This is a genomic window from Paenarthrobacter sp. NPDC089988 (genome assembly GCF_044748465.1).
GTDB lineage: Bacteria > Actinomycetota > Actinomycetes > Actinomycetales > Micrococcaceae > Arthrobacter.
In genome coordinates this window covers 22,109-46,434 of record NZ_JBIVGD010000009.1, presented here as the reverse complement: position 1 = coordinate 46,434, position 24,326 = coordinate 22,109, and the positions used below count along the sequence as shown (strand labels likewise).

The following is a 24,326-nucleotide window of genomic DNA, read 5'->3' as shown; positions in this document are numbered from 1 at the left end:
TGACCCCGCGTTGCTTTTGTGCGGGCAACAACTGTATAGATGTATACAAGTACACCTACTTTCCTTGGCGGCACCTTTTGGCAGATCCTCAACCTCGTAACACCGGGGCGCACCTCGTTTACACGGAACTCAAACGGCAGATCCTGGACCTGGAGCTCAAACCCGGGACACGAATCTACGAACCCGCGATGGCAGCCGCGTTGCAGGTCAGCCGCACGCCGCTGCGCGAAGCGATCCGACGTTTGATTTCCGAAAGCCTCCTGGAACAACAGCCCACCGGCGGTGTGCTGGTTCCACTGCTTGATGCGACTGCCATCTCCGAGCTCTACGACGTGCGGGCCGCACTTGAATCCCTCATGGCCCGGGAAGCGTGTGCCCGCGCAACGGAGGCCGACATCGAAAAACTTCAGGGAATCCTTGAGCGCAACGCTGCCCTGGTGGGCTTCGCGGACGAGGCCATGAAGTACGGCGTCACCCTCCACGCCACCATTGCCTCGATCGCCGGCAACTCCTGGGCGTTGCGTTTCCACGGGCAGATCGCCAGTCAGGTGGAACGATACCGATATTTCACCAATAACTCCCCGGAACGGCGTGAGGAAGCCTTGGCTGACCACCGCCGGTTGGTGGCCGCTTTGGCCGCGAAGGACGCGGACACTGCGGCGAAGATCGCATTTGACCACGTCATAGGAGCCCGGGACGAGACAGTGCGCATGATCTCGGTCAAGGGCCTCGACGTCGAATGATCGGCGAACTCGGGCGACGGTCGTCCACGGCACTCCTCGTCCATTCTGCGTTGATCCAGGCCGTGACGTTCCTGGTCCGGCCGGCCGCCACGTATCGGGCCCTTGAACTCGACGTCCCTGCCTTTGCCCTCGGTGTTCTCGCGGCCAGCTACGCCGTTTTTCCCTTGTTGCTGGCGCTGCCCATCGGCAACCTGGTGGATCGCCTGGGCGAGCGTCGGCTCATGGCTGCAGGGTCCGCCGTCGTTCTTCTTTGCTCAACTTTCCTGCTGTTTTGGGGGTCGTCCTTAGCGGCGCTGATCGCCGGAACGGCGCTTCTGGGCGCGGGCCAGTTGGCCTGTGTTGTAGGGCAGCAGGCGGTGGTGGCGAACAACGCGGTGTCTTCGCGGCTCGACTCAGCCTTTGGCTACCTGACGTTCGCGGCGTCGTTGGGGCAGGCGCTGGGACCGCTCGCCATTTCGCTTGTTGGCGGTGCATCCGTTCGGCCGGACACCCAGGCGATCTTCATCCTGGCCGTAGCCATGGGATTGGTCCTGTTCTGCACCACGTTCCTTGTTTCCTCCCGGGTGAGCAGCGGTCGACGTGCCTCACGGTCCACCGAGGCGCCGCGGGGGAGCGCCTTCTCCCTGCTACGGACACCCGGCGTGGCCCGTGCACTCGCCACGAGTGCAACGGTGTTGGCGGTGGTGGACCTGACTGTTGTTTATCTGCCCGCGCTGGGCGCCGAACGCGGCATCACCGCCGCCACGGTTGGCCTGATGCTGACCGTGCGGGCGGTGTTCTCCATGGTTTCCCGGCTTGGGCTTGGCCGGGTGTCCCGGACGCTGGGCCGGTTGAAGCTGCTGATCCTCAGCCTGGCCGTGTCCACAGTGTCCCTGGCCGTTGCCGCGATTCCCATGCCGGAGTGGTTGCTGTTCGTTGTCATGGCATTCCTTGGCCTCGGTTTGGGAATTGGCCAACCGCTCACCATGTCCTGGCTCTCCGCACAGGCGCCACCTGGGCAGCGCGGGCGGGCGTTGGCACTGCGGCTCGCGGGCAACAGGGTAGGCCAAGTGGTCCTGCCGAGTGCCATCGGTGTGGTTGCTGTTGGGCTCGGCGCGGGCGGTGTCTTCTTGGCCTCTGCCGTTGCTGTTGGCGGGACGATGCTGATGCTGCGGGGTGTGCGGCTGGACTGACCAATGTCCTCTCCAACTGACTGGCATTTGTGGTTGCTATGAGCGCTCGTAGCAACAACAACTGCCAGTCAGCTGTGCCCGTCATTTTCCGCAGGCACCCTTCACTGCTAATTAGGCAGACGTGGAGGGGGCCTTTGCCATGGAAAAGAGCACAGTGTTCCGGATGATGGATCCGGAGACCCTGTCGACTCGTTGTGACAAGGCGTGGGAGTACTTCCTGCCCGGTGACGAAGTCGAGATCGACTTTGCGGGGGGGGGGGGGTAATGGCTGGTTTGGTACAGGACGTCATGCCTGACGGAACTGGCGTCTGGATCTACGTCAACGGAGTTGGCAGGCGACTGTTCGGCGCCGAGGAAGACGTAGAAATCAGGGCGGTCCGGAAGGTCCCCCGCCCAGACATCTGACTGCCAGTAGTGGTTGCTCTGAGCGCTCAGAACAACAACAACTGCCAGTCAGTTGGCAGGCTACTCCGCGAACAGCGCTGCCAGATCCTCCGCCGTCAACGAACCGCCCGCCAAGGCATCGCCTTCCATCACATCCGCGAAGAGCTGCGACTTCTTGGCCTTCAACGCCATGACCTTCTCTTCGATGGTGTCCTTGGCCACCAGCCGGTAGACCATGACGTTCCTGGCCTGGCCAATGCGGTGGGTGCGGTCCACTGCCTGCGCTTCGGATGCGGGGTTCCACCACGGATCCAGCAGGAACACGTAGTCGGCCTCGGTCAGGTTCAGCCCAAACCCGCCCGCCTTCAGCGAGATCAGGAAGACGGGTGCGTTGCCGTTCTTGAATTCACTCACCACGTCGCCACGGTTCCGGGTGCTGCCATCGAGGTAGCAGTATTCGATGCCCTCGGCATCCATCCGCTCGCGGACCTTGCCCAGGAACCCCGTGAACTGGCTGAAGATCAGGGTGCGGTGTCCTTCGGAGATGATGTCCTCGAGCTGCTCGAACAGGACATCCAGCTTCGATGACCGGACAGCGGAGAGGGAAGAATCCACCAGCGAAGCGTCCAGGCTCAGCTGCCGCAGCAGGGTCAACGACTGGAAGATCGTGAAACGGTTCTTGTTGACGTCGTCAATCAGCCCCAGGATCTTTTGCCGCTCGCGCTGCAGGTGGGTCTGGTAGACCTTCTGGTGGCGCGGGTTGAGCACTACCTCAAGGACCTGTTCCTGCTTGGGCGGCAGGTCCTGGATCACCTGCTCTTTGGTGCGGCGCATCATGAGCGGACGCACACGACGGCGGAGCTTGCCCAGTTGCGCCGTGTCACCGTTCTTCTCCACGGGCTTCTGGTAATTTTCGGCAAACCTCTTGGGGCTCGGGAACAGCCCGGGCGCCACGATCGAAGTGAGGGCCCAGAACTCCATGAGGTTGTTCTCCAAAGGCGTGCCCGTGATGGCCAGCTTGAACCGCGCTGGAAGTTTTCGCGCGCACTGGTACGCCTTGGACTGGTGGTTCTTCACGAACTGGGCCTCGTCAAGCATGAGCCCGGCCCACTGGAAGTAGGCGTAGGCCTCATAGTCGATTCGGAAGAGGGCATAGGAGGTAATCACGACGTCGGCACCCGCCATCGCTTCCGACGGCAACAGGCCACTCTTCGCGAAAGTCTCCGAAACGGTGCGCACCACCAGGCCCGGAGCGAACCGCTGCGCTTCGGAGGCCCAGTTGCTGACCACGCTGGTGGGGGCAACCACCAGGAACGGCGCCCTGTCGTTTCCGCCGGCTACGGCCAACTCCTGGGCCGCGCACATCAGCGCAATGGCCTGCACGGTCTTGCCCAGGCCCATGTCGTCAGCCAGCACTCCACCCAGGCTGTGCTTGTACAGGAAGCTGAGCCAGTTGAATCCTTCATGCTGGTATGGCCTGAGCTCAGCGTTGAGGCCGGCCGGCAGCGGCAGCCCGGTCACGCCGTCGTCGAGCAGTCCACCTACCGACTCCCGCCACGCAGCCGCCTGCTCGTCCACAATCCCCAGTTGCGCCAACTCGTCCCAAAGCCCCACCTGGAAGCGGCTGATCTGCAGGCTGCCGTCCTTGTTGTCCGGATTGTCCTGGAGGGAGCGGGCCTCGTCGATCAGCGCGCGTAGCTGGTGGAGTTCGGGGAGGTCCAACGAGAAGTGGGCGCCGCTGGGCAGGAGCATGCGCGTTTGTCCGGCGGCGAGCGCGGAGAATACTGCGGCGAAGGACACCGGTTCGCCCTCGAGGGTGATGACGATGCCCAGGTCGAACCAGTCGCCGCTCGCCGTTTCCTTGGTGGAGATCGAGACGACCGGTGCTTCTTCGGCCTCGCGGTAGTCGGCGATATCGCCGGAGGTTTCAACCACGACGTCGGGCAGTTCCCTGAGTGCCGGCAGCACCTCTTCGGTGAACGCGAGGGTGTCCAGGCCGCCCAGTTCCGCGGTGGCCGTAAGTCGTGGCGCGCCCCAACCCCCGGTGGCGGACTCTGCCAGGGCGGGAACGGTCTCCCACGGGTGCCCCAGCGATTCAAGAATGCGGGCCTCGGCGGCATCGTCGCGGTAGCCACGGTCATCGGGATGCCGCCACAAAGGCTGTGCCGTGACCAGCGTTCCCGAGGTGTAATGCCACTCCCAGTGGAGCCGGACCTTGTGGTCGTTGCCGTAATTGGCGAGGAGGGACAACGTGGGCACCGCCAGCGTGGGCAGTTCCACGGACTCGTCAGCCGCCTGCACGGGCGTGGACTGCCGAAGCTTCGGGTAGAACGAGGTGAGGAAGCGGCTCTCGTCCTCCGCCGGGATCTGCAGTGTGGAACCATCAGTGACGAACTCCAGGAGCTCGTCGCTGATGCCGCCATCGATCGGAGCCAGGGTGATCAGGTTCTTCTGCGCCGTCACGCCGGGCAACGTTTCCGCCCCGGATTGCGTGAAGAAGATCCCGTTCGCCGGCTTGCCCAGGAAGCCCACGGTTCCGGCATCAACCTCCTCCCCGCCTACGGTCACCGACGGCGCAAGCTGCAGGCCGCCGTCGTGCTTTCCGCTTGTGGTGCCGTTCGCGCTGGGCCGGGCAAGGCTGAGACCGACGACGGCGGGTTGGGACTCGACGCGGACAAGCTCGCTCCCAGCGGCGTGAATCAGCGGAATTCCGGCCTTTGTTGCTTCATCGAGCAGTGCCCAGAGGTTTTTGCCCGTGAAGTCGTTCAGGCTGAGCCACATGGCACCGGACGGTTGCTGTCGGCCGTTGGGGGAGCCGTGGGCGGCGAGGAAGGTTTGCAGCCACTCCACCTGCGCTTCGTTGAACTCGCGGCGGAAGCTGACGTAGCTGAGGTTGTTCCAGGACACGTCGCCACGGATCCACTTGCCCTTGGCACCCATCATCATGGGGCGCACCTTGAGTTGCCGGACGCTGCGCACGGGGTCGCGACGGCCTGTGTAGGAGAAGTGGGCTGCCGGTTCCTCCACTTCGAATTGCAGCGCGAGCTGGATCCCGGCGGGGCTTTGCGTCGGACCCGGCTTGGCGATCAGCCTGTTGAGGGCGAGTTCCCATGCCGGGCGGGTGCCGGCCTGGTCCGGGCGGGCTGTTTGCATGCCGGGAGCCTGGGCCAAAAGCTGGGCGCGGATGCTCGGGTGGTCCTCAGCGGTGAAGAGGAGGGCGGCAACGTGCTTGCAGTCCTTGCGCACCGGGCAGCTGCAAATGCCCACCGTGCAGCTCCAGCCGCTGGGTTTGCGGACGAGTTTTGCCGAGGTGGAATAAGGCTGCGGTGTGTTGCCGCGGACCTTGCCCAGGAGAAGCCCCGTGGCCGAATCGAACGTGATCCCCGTGACGCGGCTTCCCATGGCATAGGCCAGCCCGGCCGCGAGGGAGCGGTCGTTAATGGCAGGTGTTTGTATGGCCAGTTCCCAATTGTCATCGGGGTGGGACGGCATGCAGGCGGCTACTTTCGGCAGGAGGTTATCTGCTCAATCTTAGTCAGCCCGGAGCGGCCCCCAAACTTCGCCCACCGTTAACCTCAACCTCGTTTGCGGCGCCATTCGCGCGCGTACGTTGAAGGTGTCCGGAGCACCATCAGCTTTCAGCAGTGAGGATTTCCCATGACTACCAACGAGTACCCCGTCGTCCTGAACAAGACCGCCGTCGAAGCCGGCAATGGGGACGTAGTGGATTCCAACGTCAACGTAGTGAATGAGATGTACGCGGAGCTCCTCAACAGCGACGAAATCGCACCGGCCGCGCTCAACAGTTACTTTGTTGACTTCTACCTGACGCAGGCGCTCGCCGGTGGGTTTGCCCAATACGTGTTCACCGCTCCCGAGCGCGATGAAGTGGATGCCTTTGTCCGCGCCGGATTGGTGGGAATCGGCGCTTCCCGGCACCTGGAGCTTTTCAACCGAACCGCTGCTGCCTTTGACGCGTTGTCCGAAGACGAGGCCGAGGCCTACCTCGATGGCGAGCTTGACGAGTCCGAGGCCACGCCTGCATCGGTGGCGTTGCTGGATGAACTCGACGGAGAGTTCGAGTCACTCCTGGAGGAAGAGGACATTGTGGACCTCAACGCCGAATACCTCCGCAGCCAGCCCGGCCTTCTGGTCCTGAACGACGAAGAAATCGAGGCACACATCGCCGAGCGTGTGGCCCTCATTCCTGACCTTGAAGAGCGCCAGGCCGAGGCCGAGGAGGAGGCCCTCGCCAACGCACCCGAATTCGAGGTCATCATCCGCGAACTGTGCGACGTTGCGGGCTACTCCCTGGAGAAGATCACCATGGGCGACCCGAACTACGAGCACGACGGCGAGAAGATCCTCGCATGGCACTTCTCCACTGATCACGGCGACTACATCATGATCGAGGACGAAGACGAGGCCTTCATGATCCACCCGGAGACCAAGGAAATCATCGCGGCCGTGGAGTTCGAGGAGTCGGACGAGTTCGTGGAGGCGTAAGCTTCCCTGTTCTCATCGCCGGGTTCGCGGGAACACTGCCAGGACCCCCGGAAGTTTCCGGGGGTACTGGCTCGTTTCCAGCGAACCCGGTGCGAGGGGTGTGCCGGCATAGACCAACCTCAGTGGCCCGTCGTCGCCGTCCCCTTCACCATCTAGCGCTGGGGCTCACCAATTACCAGACGTTGCTCATGCCCTGGCCCGCCGCAGCTTGACGAAGCCCCAGACAATAGATGCTTGCCAGCAGACAAGCAGGCCTATCCAGACCCAGTCAAAGCCACGGTTTCCAGCATTAATGACCATGGCTATGGCACCCAAGATCCAGGCCGACTCCTGCAATGCCAGGAATCCCAGGTTCTGCGGATTCCTGGTGGTCTCGCCTTCTGCCACGTTCTCTCCCCCGTAGTGTTGCATTCCCAGCGACTCTGACCTGGTGAGGGCCGGCTACCCTGGCAACTCATGGTCGGCGTCGTCTGCCGTTCTTTTACCGTACGCTGCCGCTCTGGCTGTCCGCGCCGGGTTCGCGGGAACACTGCCTGATCGCGCGGAGGTTTCCGGACGGTGGGCATGCTTCCAGCGAACCCGGTTCCTGAGGCACCCGTGACTGTCCACATAGGCTCATTTCAGCCTTTTGCCGGTCCCCGGTGTGTGGCGATGCTGGGCAGATGAGCACACCGCCAGAAACATCCAGATCTCCCAAAGTTCGGGGACTCCCTGCGCGCGGAAACATGTGGCGAACCGAGCAGTTGCTTGGCATGGGCCACAACAGTCGAAGCATCAAAGCGTTGTTGGACTCCGGGCAATTGCATCGCTTGAGGTACGGGTGCTACATCCGGACCAGCCGTTGGGATGCCTTGGGTCCGCGCCAGCGTGCCCTGCAACGGATTGCTGCCCACGCACACGGCACCCTGACAACGTCCACCGGGGCTTTCACCTACAGCCACCTGTCTGCGGCACGACTCCACGGGTTGTTTCTGTGGGGCGTCAACGACAAGGTCCATGTGTTGCACCCGGTCCGACCCTCCGCTGACCGTTGGTGCTCGTACGGAATTTCCGGCATGCTGGCAGGTTTTCCGCGAACTCAGCGGGGAACGGAGGGTTTGCCGCGAACCCGGCGCGGGCGGGGCAGCCGGACCAGACTCAGTACCCCGTGGTCGCGGCATCCTTGACCATTTCGCCGGCCGGGCTCACCAGATACCAGACGTTGCTCACGCCCTGGCCAGTGACGTCGCCGGGGGCCTGGTCCTTGGCGTAGTAGTACAACGGCATCCCGTTCAGCGTGACCTGCTTCTTCCCGTCAGGCGTCGCGATGGTTCCCACTGTGCCCGTGACGCCGTCAACGGTGGGGGCGTCCGCCGTCGTCGTAAATACCGGCCAAGCCGCAAGGCAAGCCCCGGTGCAAGCGCTGGTTCCGGAGTCCTTGACGTCCTTGGTGAAGAAGTAGAGGCTCATTCCTTTGCTGTCCACCACGATCTGGCCGGCGCTGGAAGAAGCCACTTTCATTTCTGCGGACGCGGCAGTACTGGAAGCCGTAGCGGAAGACGGTGCTGAAGACGCAGAAGCCGGCGGCGCCGACGTAGAGGATCCCGAACTCCCGCCGCATCCTGCCAAAGCGGCCACGAGGGCAAGTGCCCCGATTCCCAGGCTGAGTTGCTTTTTCATCCCTAGCTCCTATGACGAGCCGGCCGGACGGGTCGGCGCTAACCCGTACGACGCCGTGGGGTGAAGAATGGTTCAAGGGTGAACCGCGGGGGCATAAAACGCGTCGTACGGGGTGACAAGCGAAGGAGATGGCTATGCCGTTGGACGAAGACGTGGTGGCAGCGATCTACCGCGACCACGGCACGGCCCTGAAACGCTTCGTCCTGAGTTGCACGCCGGATGCGCATCTGGCGGACGACGTGGTGCAGGAAACCATCCTGAAGGTGTGGCAGCACGCCCCTCAGATCACGGGCAGCCTGCGCAGCTACCTCTTCAGGACCGCGAGGAACGTGATCATCGACAATTACCGGAAAGCCCAGCGGCGCCCCAAGGAAACGGGCGAGCATGGCCTCCCGGACCAAGGCGCCACAGAACGTGTGGACGAACTCCTCAACCGCGTGCTCATGGAGGAGGCGCTTCTGAGGCTCAGCCACGAACACCGCGAGGTCCTTGTGGCCCTGCACTACCAGCGGTACACCGTCACGGAGGCAGCCCTGCAGCTGAATATTCCGGCTGGCACCGTGAAATCCCGGGCCTTTTACGCAGTGAAGGCCCTCCGAACGATCCTTGATGAAATGGGGGTGGAGAAATGAACGGCGAATCCGTCCACCAATTGCTGGGGGCCTACTTGCTGGGTGGTCTGGAAGTGGACGAGGCCCGCGCCTTTGAGGACCACCTCACGCGTTGCGCCGAGTGCCGCAAGGAGTTGGAGGAACTCGAAAGCCTACCCGCGCTGCTCGACGCCGTGCCGGCCGCGGACGCCGTCGCCCTCACCGCTGCTGGCGGAACCCAACCACTCACACCCCTGGAATCCGCTCCGCAGGCCCTCCTGGTTGATCTGTCGGCCCGCAGGCGGAAATCACGACGGCGGTGGGCGGCTGTTGTAGGTGCCGTCGCTGCGGCGTGCCTCGCTGTGGGTGTCCTTGCCGGTCCGTTGCTGAACCAGCCGCAGAAGCCTGATGCCAGCTATTCCGTAGAGTCGGGGAACGGCCTGCAATTGACCGTGGGCATGGTCAAGAAGACCTGGGGGACTGAGCTGGACGTTGAGGGCCGGAGCATGCCCCTGGAAGGGACGCTCTACCTGTGGGTGAAGGGTCGTGACGGCGCCGAGGAACGGACGTGCGGGTGGACGGCCACGCCGAGTGGGCGCATCAAGATCACGGGTGCGACGCCGGTGCAGCTGACTGGTATTGCGGGAGTGGAGTTGAGGGACGACTCGGATAAGACGGTGGCGTCAATCTCCGTGCCGTGATGCGGCGTGCAGCTCGGCCACCAGTGCCGGGTCCTCGCACGCCTTGGCGAATGCTTCGATGCGTCGTTCAATTTCCCGGCCCAGGACTTTCGCCCCGATCCGCTCGGCCCATGGCTTCAGCCAGGCCGGCTTGCAGGAGAACGTGTACTTCCAGACAGCGCGGGTGCCGTCGGCCTCAGGGGTGAACCGCCAGCCGCCACCGAAGTTGTCGAAGAACCACGGCCCGGCCACCATGGTCATTCCCACGTTGCGGGGTGGTGTGTAGGAGACGTACTCCGTGACCATCGTCAGCCCCATCCGGGACACCGTTCTGGTCCGGACCCCTTTGCCTGCACTCCTGGCGCCGTCAACGAAGGACTGTGCCGAAATGAACGGATCCCATTTGAGCCGGAAAGCACCCGTGGTCTGGGAAAGGGCAAACGTCGTTTCCGGGTCGAGCCGAATGAACCGCTCCGCGCGCACCTGAGGCATGTCAGACCCCTTGCCCGGAACCGAGCAGCAGGATCACGAGAAATGCCACGCCGAACACGTTGACGGCCATGATGGACAGTCCGATGATGCCCGTGACACGTCCGGCATTCATGCGGCCGGACCGGAACACGGCGATCAATCCGGAAACCATGGACACCACGGCCAGGAGGACTGCCAAAGCAGCGAAAGCCAGTGCGCCCACCCACCATGCGTCGTTGCCTTGGTTGTATCGGCTGATCTGCGAAGCAACTGCCGCGATTCCCAAGGGTATGCTCACCACTGCGGCCACCGGCGAAAGCACCGCGGCCACGATGCTCGTGATCCCTGCGCCCAACCCAAGTGTCCGGGTCCGTGGCGGCTGCTGATAATAATCAGCCGGCGGTTGGTAGCTCATGGTTCCCCCGAAATCCGTTCGCTAGATCTTGCGGTACGTGAGGTCGAAGATCATGCGCCCGGCTTCATGCGCCTTGTTCTCGAAACTGGTCCGGATCCGGCCCTCGAACCGTGGCGCCCAGCCGCCCTCCTGGTCAACGCCCTCATTCGGGCCGGTGTGCTCCGTGCTGACAGGGGCGCGGCCTTCCTTGACCGGCGCACCTCCCACCACGGATTCGACGCCGGATTGCCACACCTGCGTCAGCGGGCTCTCCTCGCCGCTGCGCTCGCCGTCGTGCATGTTCTCAAATTCCGTGGAGCCCGCCAGGACTTCGCGGACGTGGACGGCGTAGTTGGACCAGTCAGTGGCGATGCGCCAGTAGCCGCCCTTTTCGAGGGCCTTCGCCGCAACGGATGCGAACGCCGGCTGGATGAGGCGGCGTTTGTGGTGCCGCGCTTTGTGCCACGGATCCGGGAAGAACACCCAGAGTTCGCTGACGGATCCTGCAGGGAGCATGGATTCGAGGACTTCGGGAGCATTGGCTTCGACGACGCGCACGTTGGTCAGTCCACGGCTGTTGATCTTGATGATGGTGTTGGCCAGCCCTGGGGTGTAGACCTCCACGGCCAGGAAGTCCTTGTCCGGATTCTGCTCCGCTGCGTGGACCACTGCGTCGCCCAAACCGGAACCAACCTCCACGACCAGGGGAGCCTTGCGCCCGAACACTGCCTCGGCGTCGAAGACGTATTCAGGGTGCACCGAGGTGTTGGCTACGTGCCGCGGAACCTGGATGGCCCATCGCTCTGCGTGTTCTTCCCAGGCGGCCTGCCTGCGACCCTGAAGACGGGTGCCGCGGCGCACGAAGCTGACCGGCCGGCCGCCGTAGGTTCCGAAGGAGGCCTGGCTGCCGGGGGTAATTGGGCGCGGGGATTCTGGGGTGTCACTCATCTCTTATCCAGAATACGTTGCCCCGCAAAACCGGGCTGCATGACGATCCTTGAGCCTGGGTTCTCAAAAGACGACCATGTAGCGACGTGTGGCCAGGAACCAAACGAATACCAGCGCGGCCTGGAGACCCACGATGACGAAGCTAGCAATTCCCCATCTCCATGCTTTGGTCCTTGGCCCGTTGCGGCCACGGCGGCGGGCCAGCCACAGTGATCGGCTTCCTAACGCCACTGCCCCTGCAGCGCAGAGTGTGGGTAGGAGCCAGAGAACGAGGGGAGCAACCCACCACCGTGGACCTGATGACGTAGGTGATCTGGTGAGGAAAGCAGCCCATAGCCCGAAGGGGAGGCTTACGTAAAAGGCGAACGGAATCGCGAGGCCGACAACAAGGCCTGCGATTCCGTGGTTCAGGCCCCGTGATGGATAGGGCGGGATCAACGAGGAAGTTGGCTGCGGCTCCAAGCGTTTGGAGTGACCGGACGACTGGGCAGGAGGCTGGTTCATGCATCCACGGTATGGAGCGCGAACTTACGACCACAGGTGCTATTGGCCGTATGTGGAAAACTGCCCGGGAGTCATATAGTGCCGGTGAAGCGCCCTTTCGGGACAGGAGAAGGCGGCTGACAGAATAGGACGTGTGACCTCCTCCCAGACGCCCGCCAACGCAGAGAAGCCCGCCGCGTCAGCGCAGCGCCCACAGATGTCCGCGAACAAACGCCCCTTCCCCGAGGTCGCGGTGGATGCCGAGATCGACGACGATCCCGCCGCAGCCCCCACCGCACTAAGAGGCAAACGCGGCCTGGTGTATCTGGCGGTCTGCTTGATCCTCATCGGCCTCAACCTGCGAACGGTCTTCTCCAGCTTTTCCGCCGTCCTCCCGGAAATAACGTCCGACGCCGGTCTGCCGGGCTGGGCGGTTGTGGTCCTGACGACCGTGCCAGTGACCTTGCTCGGTGTCTTCGCACCCCTTGCCCCGGTCCTGGCCCGCAGGTTCGGGGCTGAACGGGTGCTTTTGGGAGCCATGGCTGTCCTCACGGCGGGCCTCCTCATCCGGCCCAGCGAACTCCCCGGAACGGGCCACGTACCAACGCTCCTGGTGGGAACAGCTGCATGCGGCGCAGCAATAGCACTGTGCAACGTGCTCCTGCCGGGCGTAGTCAAGAGGGACTTCCCGCACCGGTTGGGCCTCATGGGTGGGCTGTACACCACGGCCATCTGCGCGTCGGCGGCCCTCGGCGCGGGCTTCACGTATCCGGTCTTTGCGGCAACCGGCCACTGGACCTCGGCGCTGTGGTTCTGGGCGGTGCCTGCCGCCGTCGTGCTTTTGCTTTTCCTGCCGCCGGCCATCAGGCAGCACCCCGTGCATCACCAGGCAACCAAGTCAGGCGTCAACGTCTGGCGTTCCGCGGTGGCGTGGCAAGTGACGGCGTTCATGGTGCTGCAGGCGATGATGTCGTTCAGCGTGTTCGCGTGGCTGGCGCCTATCTTGCGCGAGAGAGGCGTGGACGGCGGAACGGCCGGCCTGATCGTGTCGGTCTCTATCGTGCTGCAGATGTTGGGCTCGTTGTTTGCTCCGGCCCTGGCCACACGGTTCAAGGACCAGCGGGCCATCAATGCGGTAGTGGCGCTGATGACCGGCGGTGGTTTCGCACTCAGCATTTTCGGGCCAACCGAGCTGATCTGGCTCTGGACCGGGCTGCTTGGCCTGGGTCAGGGTTCGCTCACGGCGGTGGCCCTGACGATGATCATGATCCGCACCCGTGATGCCCACACGGCTGCGCACCTGTCTGGAATGATGCAGGGCGTCGGGTATGGGCTGGGGTCCACGGGCACCTTGATGGTGGGCCAGCTTCACCAGGCAACAGGTGGTTTTGCGGCCGCCGGAATCCTGTTCCTGGTGGTCGGTTCGCTCGCGGCGTTCTTCGGGTACCGGGCCGGCCGCGACCGCTTCGTTTAACCCAAGTAGGGGACAGTTCCTGTCGCAATGAGGGCTCATAGCGACAGGAGCTGTCCCCTACTTGGGAGAGCCTAGACAGTAAGGTCCTTGCCCTTCGTCTCCGGAATGGTGAACACGAACGCGATGCTCAGCGCCAACAGGATCACGGCATACACGTTGAACAGGTAGCCCTGGCCGATGGTGCCCAGCCACGTCTGCAGGTACGGAGCCGTGCCACCGAATGCAGCGACGCAGATGGAGTACGGAACACCGACGCCCACAGTGCGGATGTGCGTGGGGAACAGTTCGGCGTACACGGCCGGAACAATGGCGGCACTTCCTGCGATGAAGAACAACATCACTGACATGGTCACCGCGAGCTGCCACGGGGAGTCCTTCAGCAGCCACGTCATGGGGAAGTGGAGCAGCGCTGAGCCGGCGGAGGACATGATCAGGACGGGTTTGCGGCCGATCCGGTCGGACAGCTTGCCCCAGAACGGCAGGGCTGCGATGAAGATGACATTCGCGATCACCCCTGCCCACAGCGCGGCTCCACGGTCCATCTTCAAGGCAGTCGCTGCGTAGCTCGGTGCCACGACGCCCCAGATGTAGTAGACCACCGTGAGCCCAACGGTCAGGCCGATGACCTGCAGCGCCTGCTTGCGGTACTTCACGATCTGCGGCCACATGGGGGCACGCTTCTCCTTGGGAGCTTCGGCTTCGAACGCCTCGGTTTCCTTCATCTTGGAGCGCATGATCAGGGCGTAGATGCCCAGCGCGCCACCGATCAGGAACGGGATGCGCCAGCCCCAGGCACTCATGTCGTCCTTGCTCAGGACGGCCGTGAGGATCGCGCCGAGCAACGTACCCGCAAGGATGCCGGCGGTGCCGGAGGTGTAGATGAGGGTGGCCCAGAAACCGCGCTTTTCCTTGGGTGCCATCTCGGACAAGTACGTTTGCGACGACGGCAGCTCGCCACCGTGGGCGAGGCCCTGGATCAGGCGGGCCACCAGCAGCATCACGGATGCGAAGGCGCCAACGGCAGCGAAAGTGGGTGCGATGCCGATCAGCAGGCTGCCAACCGCGCCAAGGGCAACGGCGATGGTCATGGAGGTTTTGCGGCCTATCCGGTCACCGATCCAGCCGAACACGAAGCCGCCGAACGGCCGGGCCACGAACCCGACGGCGAAGATCGCCAACGTGGACAAGACGGCCGAGGTTGGGTCCGAGGTGCTGAACAGGGCGCTGGCGATGAACGGCGAGAACGTTGCGTAAATGGCCCAGTCGTACCATTCCACGGCGTTGCCGATGCCGGTGCCCACGAGTGTGCGCAGGTGGGATTTGTGGACCTTGACGTCAGGGGACGTTCCAACGGTGGCGGTCATGGGGTTCTCCAAAGGGGCCGTGGGGCTAGTTGGCGGAAAGGGTGGCGATGCGGGAAACGGCGAGTTCGGCGTACAGCGCCGCACCGTCGGTGAGGACGCCGTCGTCGAACGTTGCGTACGGCGAGTGGTTGAAGGGCGACGTCGAGTGGTCGGCGCCGGGGGCAACGGCACTGAGCCCCACGAAGGTTCCGGGAACCTCGGCGAGGACGCGGGAGAAGTCCTCGGAGCCGCTCAGGGGAGTGGCCATGCGGGTGAGGCGGGATTCACCGAATATTCCGGCGATGACCTTTTCGGCCGTGTTCGTCTCGTCCTCGTCGTTGATGGTGAGGGGATATTCCTGCTGATAGTCCACGTCCACCTCCAAACCGTGGGCCGACGCGATGCCTTTGAGCAGTTTGGGTACTGCAACCATCATCTTCTGCCGCGAGTCCTCGGAGAAGGTCCTGATGGTTGCTTCGATACGGGCGGTCTCCGGGATGACGTTGCGCTTGGTGCCTGCGTGCAGGACACCGACCGTGAGGACCACGGGATCGAACATGTTGAACTGCCGGGTGACCATGACCTGCAGGGCGGTGACCATCTCAGCGGCGGCAGTCACGGGGTCCTTGGCCGAGTGCGGCGCCGAGCCGTGGCCGCCTGCGCCAAGAACTGTGACTACCAGGCCATCGGAGGAGCTGAGCATCACGCCGTTCTTGGTGACGAACTGGCCGTGCGGTTCCAACGAAGAGAAAACGTGCATGCCGTAGGCGGTGTCCACGCGACGACCGGCGGCATCCAGGACACCTTCGTTGATCATGTAGCTCGCACCGTCGAAGCCTTCTTCGCCGGGCTGGAACATAAGTACAACGTCGCCGGCCAGCTGGTCCCGCCGCTCTGCCAGCAGGATCGCGGCCCCGGCAAGCATGGAGGTGTGGAGATCGTGTCCGCAGGCATGCATCGCGCCGTCCAGCCGCGAGGTGTAATCAACACCGGTGGTTTCCTGGACGGGCAGTCCGTCCATGTCGGCGCGCAGGAGGACCACCGGCTTCTCGGCCGAAGCGTGGGACGCGCCTCCGCGCAGAACGGCGGTGACCGACGTCGTGTCCTTACCAAGCGTGATTTCGTACGGGAGTCCGTCCAGCGCCTTGAGCACCTTTTCCTGCGTGCGGGGGAGTTGCAGGCCGATCTCCGGTTCGCGGTGGAGGTCGTGGCGGAGGCGAACGATGTCTTCCTGCAGTTCCTTGGCGTCGGCGGCGATGGTCATGTGTTCTCCTGTGGTGCTCGGCTACGGGTTCCTTATGCCATTCTGTGGTGACCTGATTCACAATTCAGAAAACATCTGGAAATACGCATGGAATCTTACAAATCACAGGATTCATGCATGAGTACGGGAGAATAGACCCATGGAACTCAGTGAAGAAGATCTGCGCCTCATCAACGCGCTGCAGATTTCACCGCGGATCAGTTGGTCGGACGCCGGCGATGTCCTGGGCGTCCACGCCACCACCCTGGCCGCGCGATGGGACCGTTTGAGGGCAAATGGTGCAGCGTGGACCACCGCCCACCTCATGGGCGACCCCAAGAACATGTGCCTGGCCATGGTGGACATTGACTGCGAAATGGACCTTCGGCCGCAGGTCACAACTGCCGTCGCCGAGCTTCCCGAGGTCATCACCGTGGAGGAAGCCGCGAGCAACCGTGACCTCACCTTGACGGTGATCACCCAGGATCTGGACGAATTCAGCACCAGCCTGCTGCCCCGGCTCAAGGAAGTCCGCGGGCTTACCAAGTACCACACGTCCCTCTGCACGCGGATCCACACGAGCGGTTACGCCTGGCGGCTCAACGTCCTGAGCAAGGCCGAGCAGCAAGCGATCCGCGCGCTCGCCGGGCCGGAGTCGGCCAACCCCTCGGCGCCAGACGCCATCGTGGTCCCGCTCCCGGAAAGCCACCTGGCCCTCATTCCGTTCCTGGCCCGCGACGGACGTGCCTCAGCCGCCGAGATTGCGCGCGCCCTGGGCCGTCACCCAGCCACGGTGCAGCGGCAACTGGGCAGGGTACTCGCCAGCCGGATGCTGTCCTTCCGCTGCGAGATCGCGCAGAAGTTCTCCGGTTACCCCGTCACCGTCCAATGGTTCGCGAATGTCCCTGCGGGCCAGCACGAGGCCGCCGCCACCGAGCTCCGCGCCATCAGGAACGTCCGCTTTTCCGCCTCCACCACGGGTCGGACCAACTTCACCATGATCATGTGGCTCCGCACTTTGGCCGAGGTCATGGAAATGGAACTCGCCATCCAGCAGCGCATTCCCGGCGTGGAACTCGTGGAAAGCGTGGTCATGCTCAACACGGCCAAACGCGTCGGCTGGATGCTCAATCCGGACTCGACGGCTACGGGAACGGTGGTTGCACCTTACGGCGAACTGCTGCCGGACGCTGTTTAGGTACGACGCCGGAGCGCGGCTTGGGCGCCCCGGCCCGGCGAAGCTTGGGCTGGCATTGCTCCGGGAGGCCAAGTGCCGCGGCGGTGTTCGGAGCGACCCGAGGCCGGGCGGCTCCCGGTGCGCTAGGCCTTCTTCGTCGCCCGCAGGACCGTGTCCAGGATGGTCGCGGGGTTGCCGTCGGGATCGTCGATCGTCCGCTCCCGGGCTTCCAGCACGTCGATAAGCCAGGGCCCCTGTTCCAGGCCGAGCGATTCCGCCAGCTCGTCCGGAGTGAAGAACATTCCCGGTTCGTGGTGATGACCCCAAGGCGCAAGCCCATGAGGGTGGTGCCCAACGATCAGGAGCGTGCCACCGGGTGCAACCGCAGCCGCTGCCTTTGCGGTGGAGTCCTGCCACGGCAGCAAGGGGGAGTGGAGGAACTGTGCAGAGACCAAGTGGTACACCGGCTCGGGAATCCATTCGGCCAGGTCCTGCTTCCGCCACGTGATCCGGTCCTGCTGGCCATTCTCGGCTGCGTGGATTGTGCCACGTTCCAGGGCCACGGCGGAGACATCCATGGCCGTGACCGTCCAGCCCTGCTTCGCAAGCCAGATCGCGTCGCCGCCCTCGCCACAGCCAAGGTCCAACGCCGTGCCCGGTTCCAGGCCGCCCACTTCAAGCACCAGTTGCGGATTGGGGTTGCCGCTCCAGATCTTCGGGCGCTCGCGGTAAATGCCGTCCCACATGTCCACGGCGTTGTCCGCGTCCTCGTGGAGGTTCAAGCGACCCTGCTGGTCGCCGTGCTGGTGAGCGCCGCCGTCGTGGGTGTGCGCGTGCTGGTGGGTGCCGCCGTCGTGAGTGTGCGCGTGTTGGTGGGTGCCGCCGTCGTGAGTGTGTTCAGCCATGACCCAAGCGTGCCGGTCGCTGGCAAAGGCGTGCAACACCTATTGCTGTTCTGGCAAAATTGACTGGCATTTGCGGTTGTTCTCAGCCTTGGGAGCAACCACAACTGCCAGTCAGTTGGGTGCGTTCCAGCGCTGGGCGCCCGCACCGCCAACCCCGAGTTCGTCCGAGGGATTCTGCAGCGTGCACGATTTCAGGCTCAGGCATCCGCAGCCGATGCAGCCATCGAGATCGTTCCGCAGGTGCTGCAGCGCCGCGATCCGTTCGTCGAGTTCTTTCCGCCAGCGCAGGGAGAGCCTGGTCCAGTCGCGTTTGGTGGGCGTCCTGCTGTTGGGCAAGGAATCCAGGGCCTCACGGATGTCCTTGAGCGGCAGGCCCACCCGCTGCGATGTCTTGATGAACGCCACCCGTCGGAGCGTCTCGCGGGCGTACCTGCGCTGGTTGCCCGGGGTGCGTTCGGCGCTGATGAGTCCGTTGCGTTCGTAGAAATGAAGAGCCGACGCCGAGACGCCACTGCGCTCGGACAATTCACCTACGGTGAGGGCCCGGTGGGCGTCGCCGGATACCTGCGGCATGATCCAACCTCCAGCGGCGTGTGAATTGACCTCAACTATAGTTGAGGTTCTAGGGTAACGTGCATGACCCCTGACACCTCAACGGCCGGTATTCTGCGCCGTCCCTACCTTCTGGCCACCGTGGGCACGTGCGCGCTCGTCTTCCTGAGTGCCTTCGAATCCCTCGCCGTGACCACTGTCATGCCAGTGGTCAGCAGGGATCTCGATGGTGCCAGCCTGTACGCGTTGGCTTTTGCCGGTCCCTTGGCTACGGGCGTGATGGGCATGGTGGGCGCGGGCAACTGGTCCGACCGTCGGGGTCCCCGGGCACCGCTTTACGCCTCCGTGGGATTGTTTGTGATGGGCCTGTTGATCGCGGGCACGGCAAGCACCATGCCGATGCTGGTACTCGGCAGGCTGGTCCAAGGCCTTGGCGGAGGTGCTATGACCGTGGCCCTCTATGTCCTGGTGGCCCGGATCTATCCGCCGGTCCTGCACGCCAAGATCTTCGCCGCCTTCGCCGCGTCCTGGGTGGTTCCGTCACTCGTCGGCCCCTTCGCGGCAGGTGTAGTGGCGCAGTTGAGCAGTTGGCACTGGGTGTTCCTGGGCGTGGTGGGACTGGTTATTCCCGCGCTCGCCATGGTGGTGCCGGCCATGCGTGGCATGGCGTCTGCCGACTCCAAGGAACCCGTGCCGTGGGCATTCGGGCGCATTGGTTGGGCAGCGCTGGCCGCACTGACTGTCCTTGCACTGAACCTGTCCGCGGAAGTACTTGGCTTCGGCGTGGCGATTGCCGCCGTCGCGCTTGTCCTCGCGCTGATCGCCGTGCGTCCGCTGGTTCCACGCGGGACCCTGACGGCACGGCGGGGGCTTCCCAGCGTCATCCTGTCCCGTGGGCTCGCGTCAGCGGCGTTCTTTGGTGCCGAGGTTTACCTGCCGTACCTGCTGACCGAGCGTTACGCCTTCACACCAACTTTCGCCGGGTTGACCCTCACGGGTGCGGCGCTGGCCTGGGCGGGCGCCTCTGCTTTGCAGGGCCGGCTTGGTTCCCGGTTGGCTGACGCGTACGCCGTGAGGACGGGCGCCATCCTGGTGCTCGCGGCCATTGCGCTTGCCTTCGTTACGGCCGCATTGAGCCTCACGCCCGCAATCGCCATTGCCGGCTGGCTCTTCGCCGGCTTTGGCATGGGCCTCATGTACCCGCGGCTGAGCGTCATGACCCTTGCCCTCTCCACCCCGGACAACCAAGGCTTCAACAGTGCTGCGATGTCCATCTCCGATTCCCTCGGCGGTGCGCTGTCCCTCGCCGCTACGGGACTGGTCTTCGCGGCATTTACGACGACGGACTCGTTTGCGGCGGTCTTCGCACTGACGGCGATCATCGCCGTCGTCGGGGTGGTGGTGGCGCCGCGCGTCGCCGCCCGCACGGTGTCATCCGGTGCCCGGGACGGCGAACCCGAGCTCTCCCTCACCCAGCCCAACTAAGGACAGCAAACGTCGCACTGAGGGCTCAGAAGAACGTTTGCTGTCCCCCAGTTGGGGGCCCGCTGCAAGGGGTGGCCCTCAAACACTGCTAGAATGGGATCACTTGATGTGCGGTGACGCCCTGAATGTTCGCTCGCAAGAGCGCAATGCAGGGCATTTTTCATGTGAGAGGCACATCCTGCGTCGATGAACGCGTTCCATTTGGTCCCGGCCAACGCTGCTGCAGCGAACCGGTAGACCACCTGACTTTTCCTCGGCGAACCCCTGGCCCAACCGGCGTCGGGGGCCGATGTCCGTCACTGGACACCGCCCGAAAGACATGAAGTACATGACTACTTTTGCTGCCCTTGGCACGCCCAAGGCAATCGTCGAATCCCTCGCTGCAAACGGCATCGAAGAGGCATTCCCCATCCAGGTCAAGACCCTGCCGGACACGCTGGCAGGCCGCGACGTCCTGGGCCGTGGCCGCACCGGCTCCGGCAAGACCATCGCCTTCGCCATCCCGCTCGTAGCCCGTTTGGCCGAGCGCGAAGCCGGCTACTTCCGCAAGCCGGGCCGTCCCATGGGCCTGGTCCTCGCGCCGACCCGTGAGCTGGCAACCCAGATCAACGCCACGGTTGAGCCGCTGGCCAAGGCCATGGGCCTGAACACCACAGTGATCTACGGTGGCATCTCCCAGGCACGTCAGGAGAAGGCCCTGCGTGCCGGCGTCGACATCGTCATCGCCTGCCCCGGCCGCCTCGAAGACCTGATCCGCCAGCGCATCCTGACCCTCGAATCCGTCGAGGTGACCGTGCTGGACGAGGCCGACCACATGGCGGACCTGGGCTTCCTCCCCGTGGTCAAGAAGCTCATGGACATGACCCCCAAGCAGGGCCAGCGACTGCTGTTCTCGGCAACGCTGGACAACGGCGTTGACAAGCTGGTCAGCCGTTACCTGTCCAACCCGCTGACCCACTCCGTGGACGATCCGCAGGCCGCGGTGACCACAATGGAACACCACGTTTTCGTGGTCAATGACCAGACCGTCAAGAAGCAGCTCATCGTCGAACTGGCCTCCGGCGCAGGCCGCCGCGTGCTCTTCATGCGCACCAAGCACCACGCCCGGAAGCTCGCCAAGACCCTCACGGATGCCGGTATCCCCGCCGTGGACCTGCACGGAAACTTGTCGCAGAACGCCCGCGACCGCAACCTTGCCGAGTTCTCCAGCGGCGACGTGCGCGTCCTGGTGGCCACCGACGTCGCAGCCCGCGGCGTGCACGTTGACGACGTCGAACTCGTTATCCACGTGGACCCGCCCACAGAGCACAAGGCGTACCTGCACCGCTCCGGGCGTACGGCACGCGCAGGTTCCGACGGCACCGTGGTCACGCTGACCCTCCCGGACCAGCAGCAGGACGTCAAGAAGCTCATGCGTGCAGCGGGTGTGGATGTGTCGTTCGAACGCGTCACCGCCAGCTCCCCGCTGGTCGCCGAGCTCGTGGGCGAGGTCGCGGACAAGGTCGATCCGCGCACCCGCGCCGCGCTGCTTGCGGCCAAGCTCCCCCAGCAGGGCGGCGGAACGTCCACCGGAGCCAACGCCCAGCGCAAGCGCGCCCGCCGTTCCGGCCAGGCTGCACCCACCGCTGGCGGACGCGGTGGCCGTGGTGGTCGCGGCAAGGTCGCGGCCGAGCCGGTGCGCACGGACCTCCCGCGTGCCGAGCGCCGCGCGGCAATGAACGACGACGTCGCCCGCAACTCCCGCGGTCGCGGCAAGTCGGGTGCCACGCACCGCAACGACGTTCCCGGCTCGCAGGGGCAGAACGGCCGCAGCGGTCGTCCGGCAACGGGCCAGCGGGCAACCGGTGGACAGCGTTCGGCTTCGGCTCCGCGTTCTGCCTCGGCCACTACGACGCGCAGCAGCGGAAACAAGGCCGTGTGGTCGTCGAACACTGGCGGGACTTCGGGTGGCTCGTACGGTTCGGGGAACTCCGGAAACTCCGGTCGTGGGGGATCCGGCTCGGGTCGTCCGGCCCGCAGTGGTCCGCGCCGTGCTTCGGCTCCGGCGTCGAACGAACGCCGCAGCCGCTAGGTCCCCGCAGGTTCCCTCGCCCCGCAAGCTCGGCCAGGGAACCCCTGCCTGCGTGGGCCCTGCTTTGGAAGGCCCGCTCAACATCCCCGCCGCCTCCCTGACTTCGCAAGCTCAGTCAGGGAACCGGGCGGCGTGGGCCCTGCTAAGGAATGGCGCGCGGAGCAGGCCCCGCAAGTGTGGGGATCACCAGCCCCTGGCGCGCCACTCCTCCAGGTGTGGCCGCTCGGCACCGAGGGTGGTGGGCAGCCCATGTCCAGGGTGGACCACCGTGTCATCCGGGTAGGCGTCGAACAGCCGTTCCGTCACGTCGTTCAACAGTGACGTGAAGCGTGCGGAATCGTTCTGTGTGTTGCCGACACCGCCTGGAAACAACGAGTCCCCACTGAAGATGTGGGCCGGCCCCTCCGGATCCTGGTAGACGAACGCGATCGACCCAGGCGTATGCCCGCGCAGGTGGACCGCCCGGATCTCGAAGTCGTCGAACCGCTCAACGTCGCCGTGACCAAGGCGGACATCCACCGGAACGGGCAGCGCATCGGCGTCGTCCGCTCCTGCTGAGGTGGTAGCCCCGGCAACCTTCACCAGTTCCGGGAGTGCCCTCACGTGGTCCCAGTGCTGGTGGGTAGTGGCGATCCGGAGCAGTTTGGTGGGCTCGGACGCGTCGGCCGCGCTGTCCTCGAGAAGCTGTTGGATGGCCGGAAGGTCGTCGGCGGCGTCGATCAGCAACTGCGCCCCGGTCGACTTGGACGTCAGCAGGTACACATTGTTGTTCATTTCGCTGACCGAAATGCTCCGGATGGTGACCTCACGCAGTGAGTGAATAAGCGAGTCCATGGATTCAGCCTACGTTGTTGGCTTCGCGGCCTTGCGACACCCAGTTGGGGTCGGCAGAGCGTGAACCCACGACGGCGGCAGCCGCCTGGTCGAGTACCTCCAGGTGCGCTTCACCCAACTCCAGGGACAGCGCCCCCAGGTTCTCGTCGATCCGCTGCGTTTTGCGCGTGCCGGGGATGGGAACCACGGGGATGCCGAGGCGATCGCCTTGGCTGAGCAACCAGGCGAGGGCCACCTGGGCGGGAGTTGCGTCCAGTTGCCCGGCTACGTGGCGGACCGCTGCCACCACGGCCTGGTTGGCATCAAGGGCACCTTCGCCGAAGCGCGGGATCTTGTGTCGGAAGTCGTTATCGCCCAAGTCGCTGGCGCTTACGGTTCCCGTGAGGAACCCGCGGCCCAGCGGTGAATATGGCACAAAGCCAACCCCCAGTTCCTTGGCTGCAGGAACAACATGCTGTTCAACATCCCGGCTCCAGATGGACCATTCGCTCTGGACCGCGGCAATGGGATGCACGGCATGTGCTTGCCGGAGTTCCTCGGCTGTCACTTCGGACAGGCCGAGGTACCGGACCTTGCCCTCACGGACCAGCTCCGCCATGGCCTCCACGGTTTCCACAATCGGAACGCGGAGGTCGCGGCGGTGCAGGTAGTAGAGGTCAATGACGTCAGTGTCCAGGCGGCGGAGGCTCGCTTCCGCTGCCTGCTTGACGTAGGGAGCATCCCCGCGGACGCCCGTGTATCCGTCCGCGGGGTTGCCCTCGATTCCGAATTTGGTGGCCAACTGGATCTCGTCGCGGCGTTCCTTGAGGAGCTTGCCTACAAGTTCTTCATTGCTTCCCGCGCCATAGACATCGGCAGTGTCGATGAACGTGATACCGGCATCCACCGCGTGCCGGAGGGTTTTCAAGCCCTCCTCAGGCTCGATGCCGCCGTAGACCGGGGTGAGCGCCATGCCGCCAAATCCGAGTGGGCTCACGGTAAGGCCGTCGCCGAGTTGAACTGCGTTCATGAAGATCTCCAATGCGTTCGGGTGCTCTTGAAGGCGTGAACCCGAGGGCGCGCTGGGGTATTCCTGCGTCTCATGTGAGCACCGCCCGGCCTCGCCCGCTCTCGCCGGGCCTCGCCCGCTCTCGCCGGGCCTCGCCCGCTCTCGCCGGGCCTCGCCCGCTCTCGCCGGGCCTCGCCCGCTCTCGCCGGGCCTCGCCCGCTCTC

General features: G+C 64.4%; 21 protein-coding genes. 9 read left to right on the top strand and 12 right to left on the bottom strand.

All coding sequences use genetic code 11. The features are described 5' to 3' along the window. The first annotated feature begins 77 nt into the window (after positions 1-77). Both ACIPV6_RS12200 and ACIPV6_RS12195 read left to right on the top strand, forming a co-directional pair. On the top strand, positions 78-743 hold the full coding sequence (locus ACIPV6_RS12200; RefSeq protein WP_400271132.1) for a GntR family transcriptional regulator: 666 nt from the start codon (positions 78-80) through the stop codon (positions 741-743). Then, the gene (locus ACIPV6_RS12195; RefSeq protein WP_400271131.1) at positions 740-1,915 is read left to right on the top strand and encodes an MFS transporter; all 1,176 of its coding nucleotides are present in this window, start codon (positions 740-742) and stop codon (positions 1,913-1,915) included. The genes ACIPV6_RS12200 and ACIPV6_RS12195 overlap by 4 nt, the downstream gene beginning before the upstream one ends. A gap of 465 nt (positions 1,916-2,380) precedes the next feature. On the opposite strand, the gene ACIPV6_RS12190 is transcribed toward ACIPV6_RS12195, so the two are convergent. After that, entirely contained in the window at positions 2,381-5,791 is a 3,411-nt protein-coding gene (locus ACIPV6_RS12190; RefSeq protein WP_400271130.1) for an SNF2-related protein, read from the bottom strand. Positions 5,792-5,956: 165 nt separating this feature from the next. On the opposite strand from ACIPV6_RS12190, the gene ACIPV6_RS12185 reads away from it, so the two are divergent. Continuing rightward, a complete protein-coding gene (locus ACIPV6_RS12185) occupies positions 5,957-6,805 on the top strand; it encodes a hypothetical protein (protein WP_400271129.1) in 849 nt (282 codons plus the stop codon). A gap of 186 nt (positions 6,806-6,991) precedes the next feature. Here the strand turns inward: ACIPV6_RS12185 and ACIPV6_RS12180 are convergent, their stop codons facing one another. After that, positions 6,992-7,192, bottom strand: a complete 201-nt coding sequence (locus ACIPV6_RS12180) for a hypothetical protein (protein WP_400271128.1) — start codon at positions 7,190-7,192, stop codon at positions 6,992-6,994. A gap of 750 nt (positions 7,193-7,942) precedes the next feature. Beyond that, positions 7,943-8,464 (bottom strand): hypothetical protein, encoded by a 522-nt coding sequence (locus tag ACIPV6_RS12175; protein WP_400271127.1) that lies wholly within the window; start codon positions 8,462-8,464, stop codon positions 7,943-7,945. Between the two features lie 134 nt (positions 8,465-8,598). Here ACIPV6_RS12175 and ACIPV6_RS12170 point away from each other — a divergent pair, with 134 nt between their 5' ends. Both ACIPV6_RS12170 and ACIPV6_RS12165 read left to right on the top strand, forming a co-directional pair. Further along, the gene (locus ACIPV6_RS12170) at positions 8,599-9,096 is read left to right on the top strand and encodes a sigma-70 family RNA polymerase sigma factor (RefSeq protein WP_400271126.1); all 498 of its coding nucleotides are present in this window, start codon (positions 8,599-8,601) and stop codon (positions 9,094-9,096) included. Continuing rightward, positions 9,093-9,755, top strand: coding sequence for an anti-sigma factor family protein (locus tag ACIPV6_RS12165; RefSeq protein WP_400271125.1), 663 nt, complete (start codon positions 9,093-9,095; stop codon positions 9,753-9,755). Before ACIPV6_RS12170 ends, ACIPV6_RS12165 begins: the two co-directional genes overlap by 4 nt. On the opposite strand, the gene ACIPV6_RS12160 is transcribed toward ACIPV6_RS12165, so the two are convergent. Genes ACIPV6_RS12160 through trmB form a run of 3 tightly spaced genes read right to left on the bottom strand, consistent with a single transcriptional unit; the run spans position 9,738 to position 11,547 of the window. After that, positions 9,738-10,226 carry a type II toxin-antitoxin system RatA family toxin gene (locus ACIPV6_RS12160; RefSeq protein WP_400271124.1) on the bottom strand — a complete coding sequence of 163 codons (489 nt, stop codon included), beginning with the start codon at positions 10,224-10,226 and terminating at the stop codon, positions 9,738-9,740. The genes ACIPV6_RS12165 and ACIPV6_RS12160 overlap by 18 nt on opposite strands. Position 10,227: 1 nt before the next feature. Continuing rightward, entirely contained in the window at positions 10,228-10,620 is a 393-nt protein-coding gene (locus ACIPV6_RS12155; protein ID WP_400271123.1) for a hypothetical protein, read from the bottom strand. 21 nt (positions 10,621-10,641) lie between these two features. Next, complete coding sequence (trmB, locus tag ACIPV6_RS12150; RefSeq protein ID WP_400271122.1) at positions 10,642-11,547, bottom strand: tRNA (guanosine(46)-N7)-methyltransferase TrmB; 906 nt, start codon at positions 11,545-11,547, stop codon at positions 10,642-10,644. Between the two features lie 700 nt (positions 11,548-12,247). On the opposite strand from trmB, the gene ACIPV6_RS12145 reads away from it, so the two are divergent. Then, complete coding sequence (locus ACIPV6_RS12145) at positions 12,248-13,504, top strand: MFS transporter (RefSeq protein WP_400271261.1); 1,257 nt, start codon at positions 12,248-12,250, stop codon at positions 13,502-13,504. A 71-nt stretch (positions 13,505-13,575) separates the two neighbouring features. Here ACIPV6_RS12145 and ACIPV6_RS12140 read toward each other — a convergent pair whose 3' ends face one another. After that, positions 13,576-14,868, bottom strand: coding sequence for an MFS transporter (locus ACIPV6_RS12140; protein WP_400271121.1), 1,293 nt, complete (start codon positions 14,866-14,868; stop codon positions 13,576-13,578). Positions 14,869-14,893: 25 nt separating this feature from the next. Next, the gene (locus ACIPV6_RS12135) at positions 14,894-16,111 is read right to left on the bottom strand and encodes a M20 family metallopeptidase (RefSeq protein ID WP_400271120.1); all 1,218 of its coding nucleotides are present in this window, start codon (positions 16,109-16,111) and stop codon (positions 14,894-14,896) included. 139 nt (positions 16,112-16,250) lie between these two features. On the opposite strand from ACIPV6_RS12135, the gene ACIPV6_RS12130 reads away from it, so the two are divergent. Continuing rightward, a complete protein-coding gene (locus ACIPV6_RS12130) occupies positions 16,251-17,288 on the top strand; it encodes an Lrp/AsnC family transcriptional regulator (protein ID WP_400271119.1) in 1,038 nt (345 codons plus the stop codon). 122 nt (positions 17,289-17,410) lie between these two features. Here the strand turns inward: ACIPV6_RS12130 and ACIPV6_RS12125 are convergent, their stop codons facing one another. Then, a complete protein-coding gene (locus ACIPV6_RS12125) occupies positions 17,411-18,172 on the bottom strand; it encodes an SAM-dependent methyltransferase (protein WP_400271118.1) in 762 nt (253 codons plus the stop codon). Positions 18,173-18,283: 111 nt separating this feature from the next. Beyond that, the gene (gene soxR, locus ACIPV6_RS12120) at positions 18,284-18,745 is read right to left on the bottom strand and encodes a redox-sensitive transcriptional activator SoxR (RefSeq protein WP_397323528.1); all 462 of its coding nucleotides are present in this window, start codon (positions 18,743-18,745) and stop codon (positions 18,284-18,286) included. 63 nt (positions 18,746-18,808) lie between these two features. Here soxR and ACIPV6_RS12115 point away from each other — a divergent pair, with 63 nt between their 5' ends. Continuing rightward, a complete protein-coding gene (locus ACIPV6_RS12115) occupies positions 18,809-20,209 on the top strand; it encodes an MFS transporter (RefSeq protein WP_400271117.1) in 1,401 nt (466 codons plus the stop codon). A 328-nt stretch (positions 20,210-20,537) separates the two neighbouring features. Beyond that, positions 20,538-22,280 (top strand): DEAD/DEAH box helicase, encoded by a 1,743-nt coding sequence (locus ACIPV6_RS12110; protein WP_400271116.1) that lies wholly within the window; start codon positions 20,538-20,540, stop codon positions 22,278-22,280. A 183-nt stretch (positions 22,281-22,463) separates the two neighbouring features. Here the strand turns inward: ACIPV6_RS12110 and ACIPV6_RS12105 are convergent, their stop codons facing one another. Continuing rightward, entirely contained in the window at positions 22,464-23,114 is a 651-nt protein-coding gene (locus ACIPV6_RS12105; RefSeq protein ID WP_400271115.1) for an MBL fold metallo-hydrolase, read from the bottom strand. 4 nt (positions 23,115-23,118) lie between these two features. Beyond that, entirely contained in the window at positions 23,119-24,123 is a 1,005-nt protein-coding gene (locus tag ACIPV6_RS12100) for an aldo/keto reductase (protein ID WP_400271114.1), read from the bottom strand. Positions 24,124-24,326 lie beyond the last annotated feature (203 nt).

Bases quoted from the DNA above. Each gene is read 5' to 3' on its own strand.
- ACIPV6_RS12195 (WP_400271131.1), top strand. From the start codon at position 740: ATGATCGGCGAACTCGGGCGACGGTCGTCCACGGCACTCCTCGTCCAT.
- ACIPV6_RS12190 (WP_400271130.1), bottom strand. From the start codon at position 5,791: ATGCCGTCCCACCCCGATGACAATTGGGAACTGGCCATACAAACACCT.
- ACIPV6_RS12185 (WP_400271129.1), top strand. From the start codon at position 5,957: ATGACTACCAACGAGTACCCCGTCGTCCTGAACAAGACCGCCGTCGAA.
- ACIPV6_RS12175 (WP_400271127.1), bottom strand. From the start codon at position 8,464: ATGAAAAAGCAACTCAGCCTGGGAATCGGGGCACTTGCCCTCGTGGCC.
- ACIPV6_RS12170 (WP_400271126.1), top strand. From the start codon at position 8,599: ATGCCGTTGGACGAAGACGTGGTGGCAGCGATCTACCGCGACCACGGC.
- ACIPV6_RS12165 (WP_400271125.1), top strand. From the start codon at position 9,093: ATGAACGGCGAATCCGTCCACCAATTGCTGGGGGCCTACTTGCTGGGT.
- ACIPV6_RS12160 (WP_400271124.1), bottom strand. From the start codon at position 10,226: ATGCCTCAGGTGCGCGCGGAGCGGTTCATTCGGCTCGACCCGGAAACG.
- ACIPV6_RS12155 (WP_400271123.1), bottom strand. From the start codon at position 10,620: ATGAGCTACCAACCGCCGGCTGATTATTATCAGCAGCCGCCACGGACC.
- trmB (WP_400271122.1), bottom strand. From the start codon at position 11,547: ATGAGTGACACCCCAGAATCCCCGCGCCCAATTACCCCCGGCAGCCAG.
- ACIPV6_RS12145 (WP_400271261.1), top strand. From the start codon at position 12,248: ATGTCCGCGAACAAACGCCCCTTCCCCGAGGTCGCGGTGGATGCCGAG.
- ACIPV6_RS12140 (WP_400271121.1), bottom strand. From the start codon at position 14,868: ATGACCGCCACCGTTGGAACGTCCCCTGACGTCAAGGTCCACAAATCC.
- ACIPV6_RS12135 (WP_400271120.1), bottom strand. From the start codon at position 16,111: ATGACCATCGCCGCCGACGCCAAGGAACTGCAGGAAGACATCGTTCGC.
- ACIPV6_RS12130 (WP_400271119.1), top strand. From the start codon at position 16,251: ATGGAACTCAGTGAAGAAGATCTGCGCCTCATCAACGCGCTGCAGATT.
- ACIPV6_RS12125 (WP_400271118.1), bottom strand. From the start codon at position 18,172: ATGGCTGAACACACTCACGACGGCGGCACCCACCAACACGCGCACACT.
- soxR (WP_397323528.1), bottom strand. From the start codon at position 18,745: ATGCCGCAGGTATCCGGCGACGCCCACCGGGCCCTCACCGTAGGTGAA.
- ACIPV6_RS12115 (WP_400271117.1), top strand. From the start codon at position 18,809: ATGACCCCTGACACCTCAACGGCCGGTATTCTGCGCCGTCCCTACCTT.
- ACIPV6_RS12110 (WP_400271116.1), top strand. From the start codon at position 20,538: ATGACTACTTTTGCTGCCCTTGGCACGCCCAAGGCAATCGTCGAATCC.
- ACIPV6_RS12105 (WP_400271115.1), bottom strand. From the start codon at position 23,114: ATGGACTCGCTTATTCACTCACTGCGTGAGGTCACCATCCGGAGCATT.
- ACIPV6_RS12100 (WP_400271114.1), bottom strand. From the start codon at position 24,123: ATGAACGCAGTTCAACTCGGCGACGGCCTTACCGTGAGCCCACTCGGA.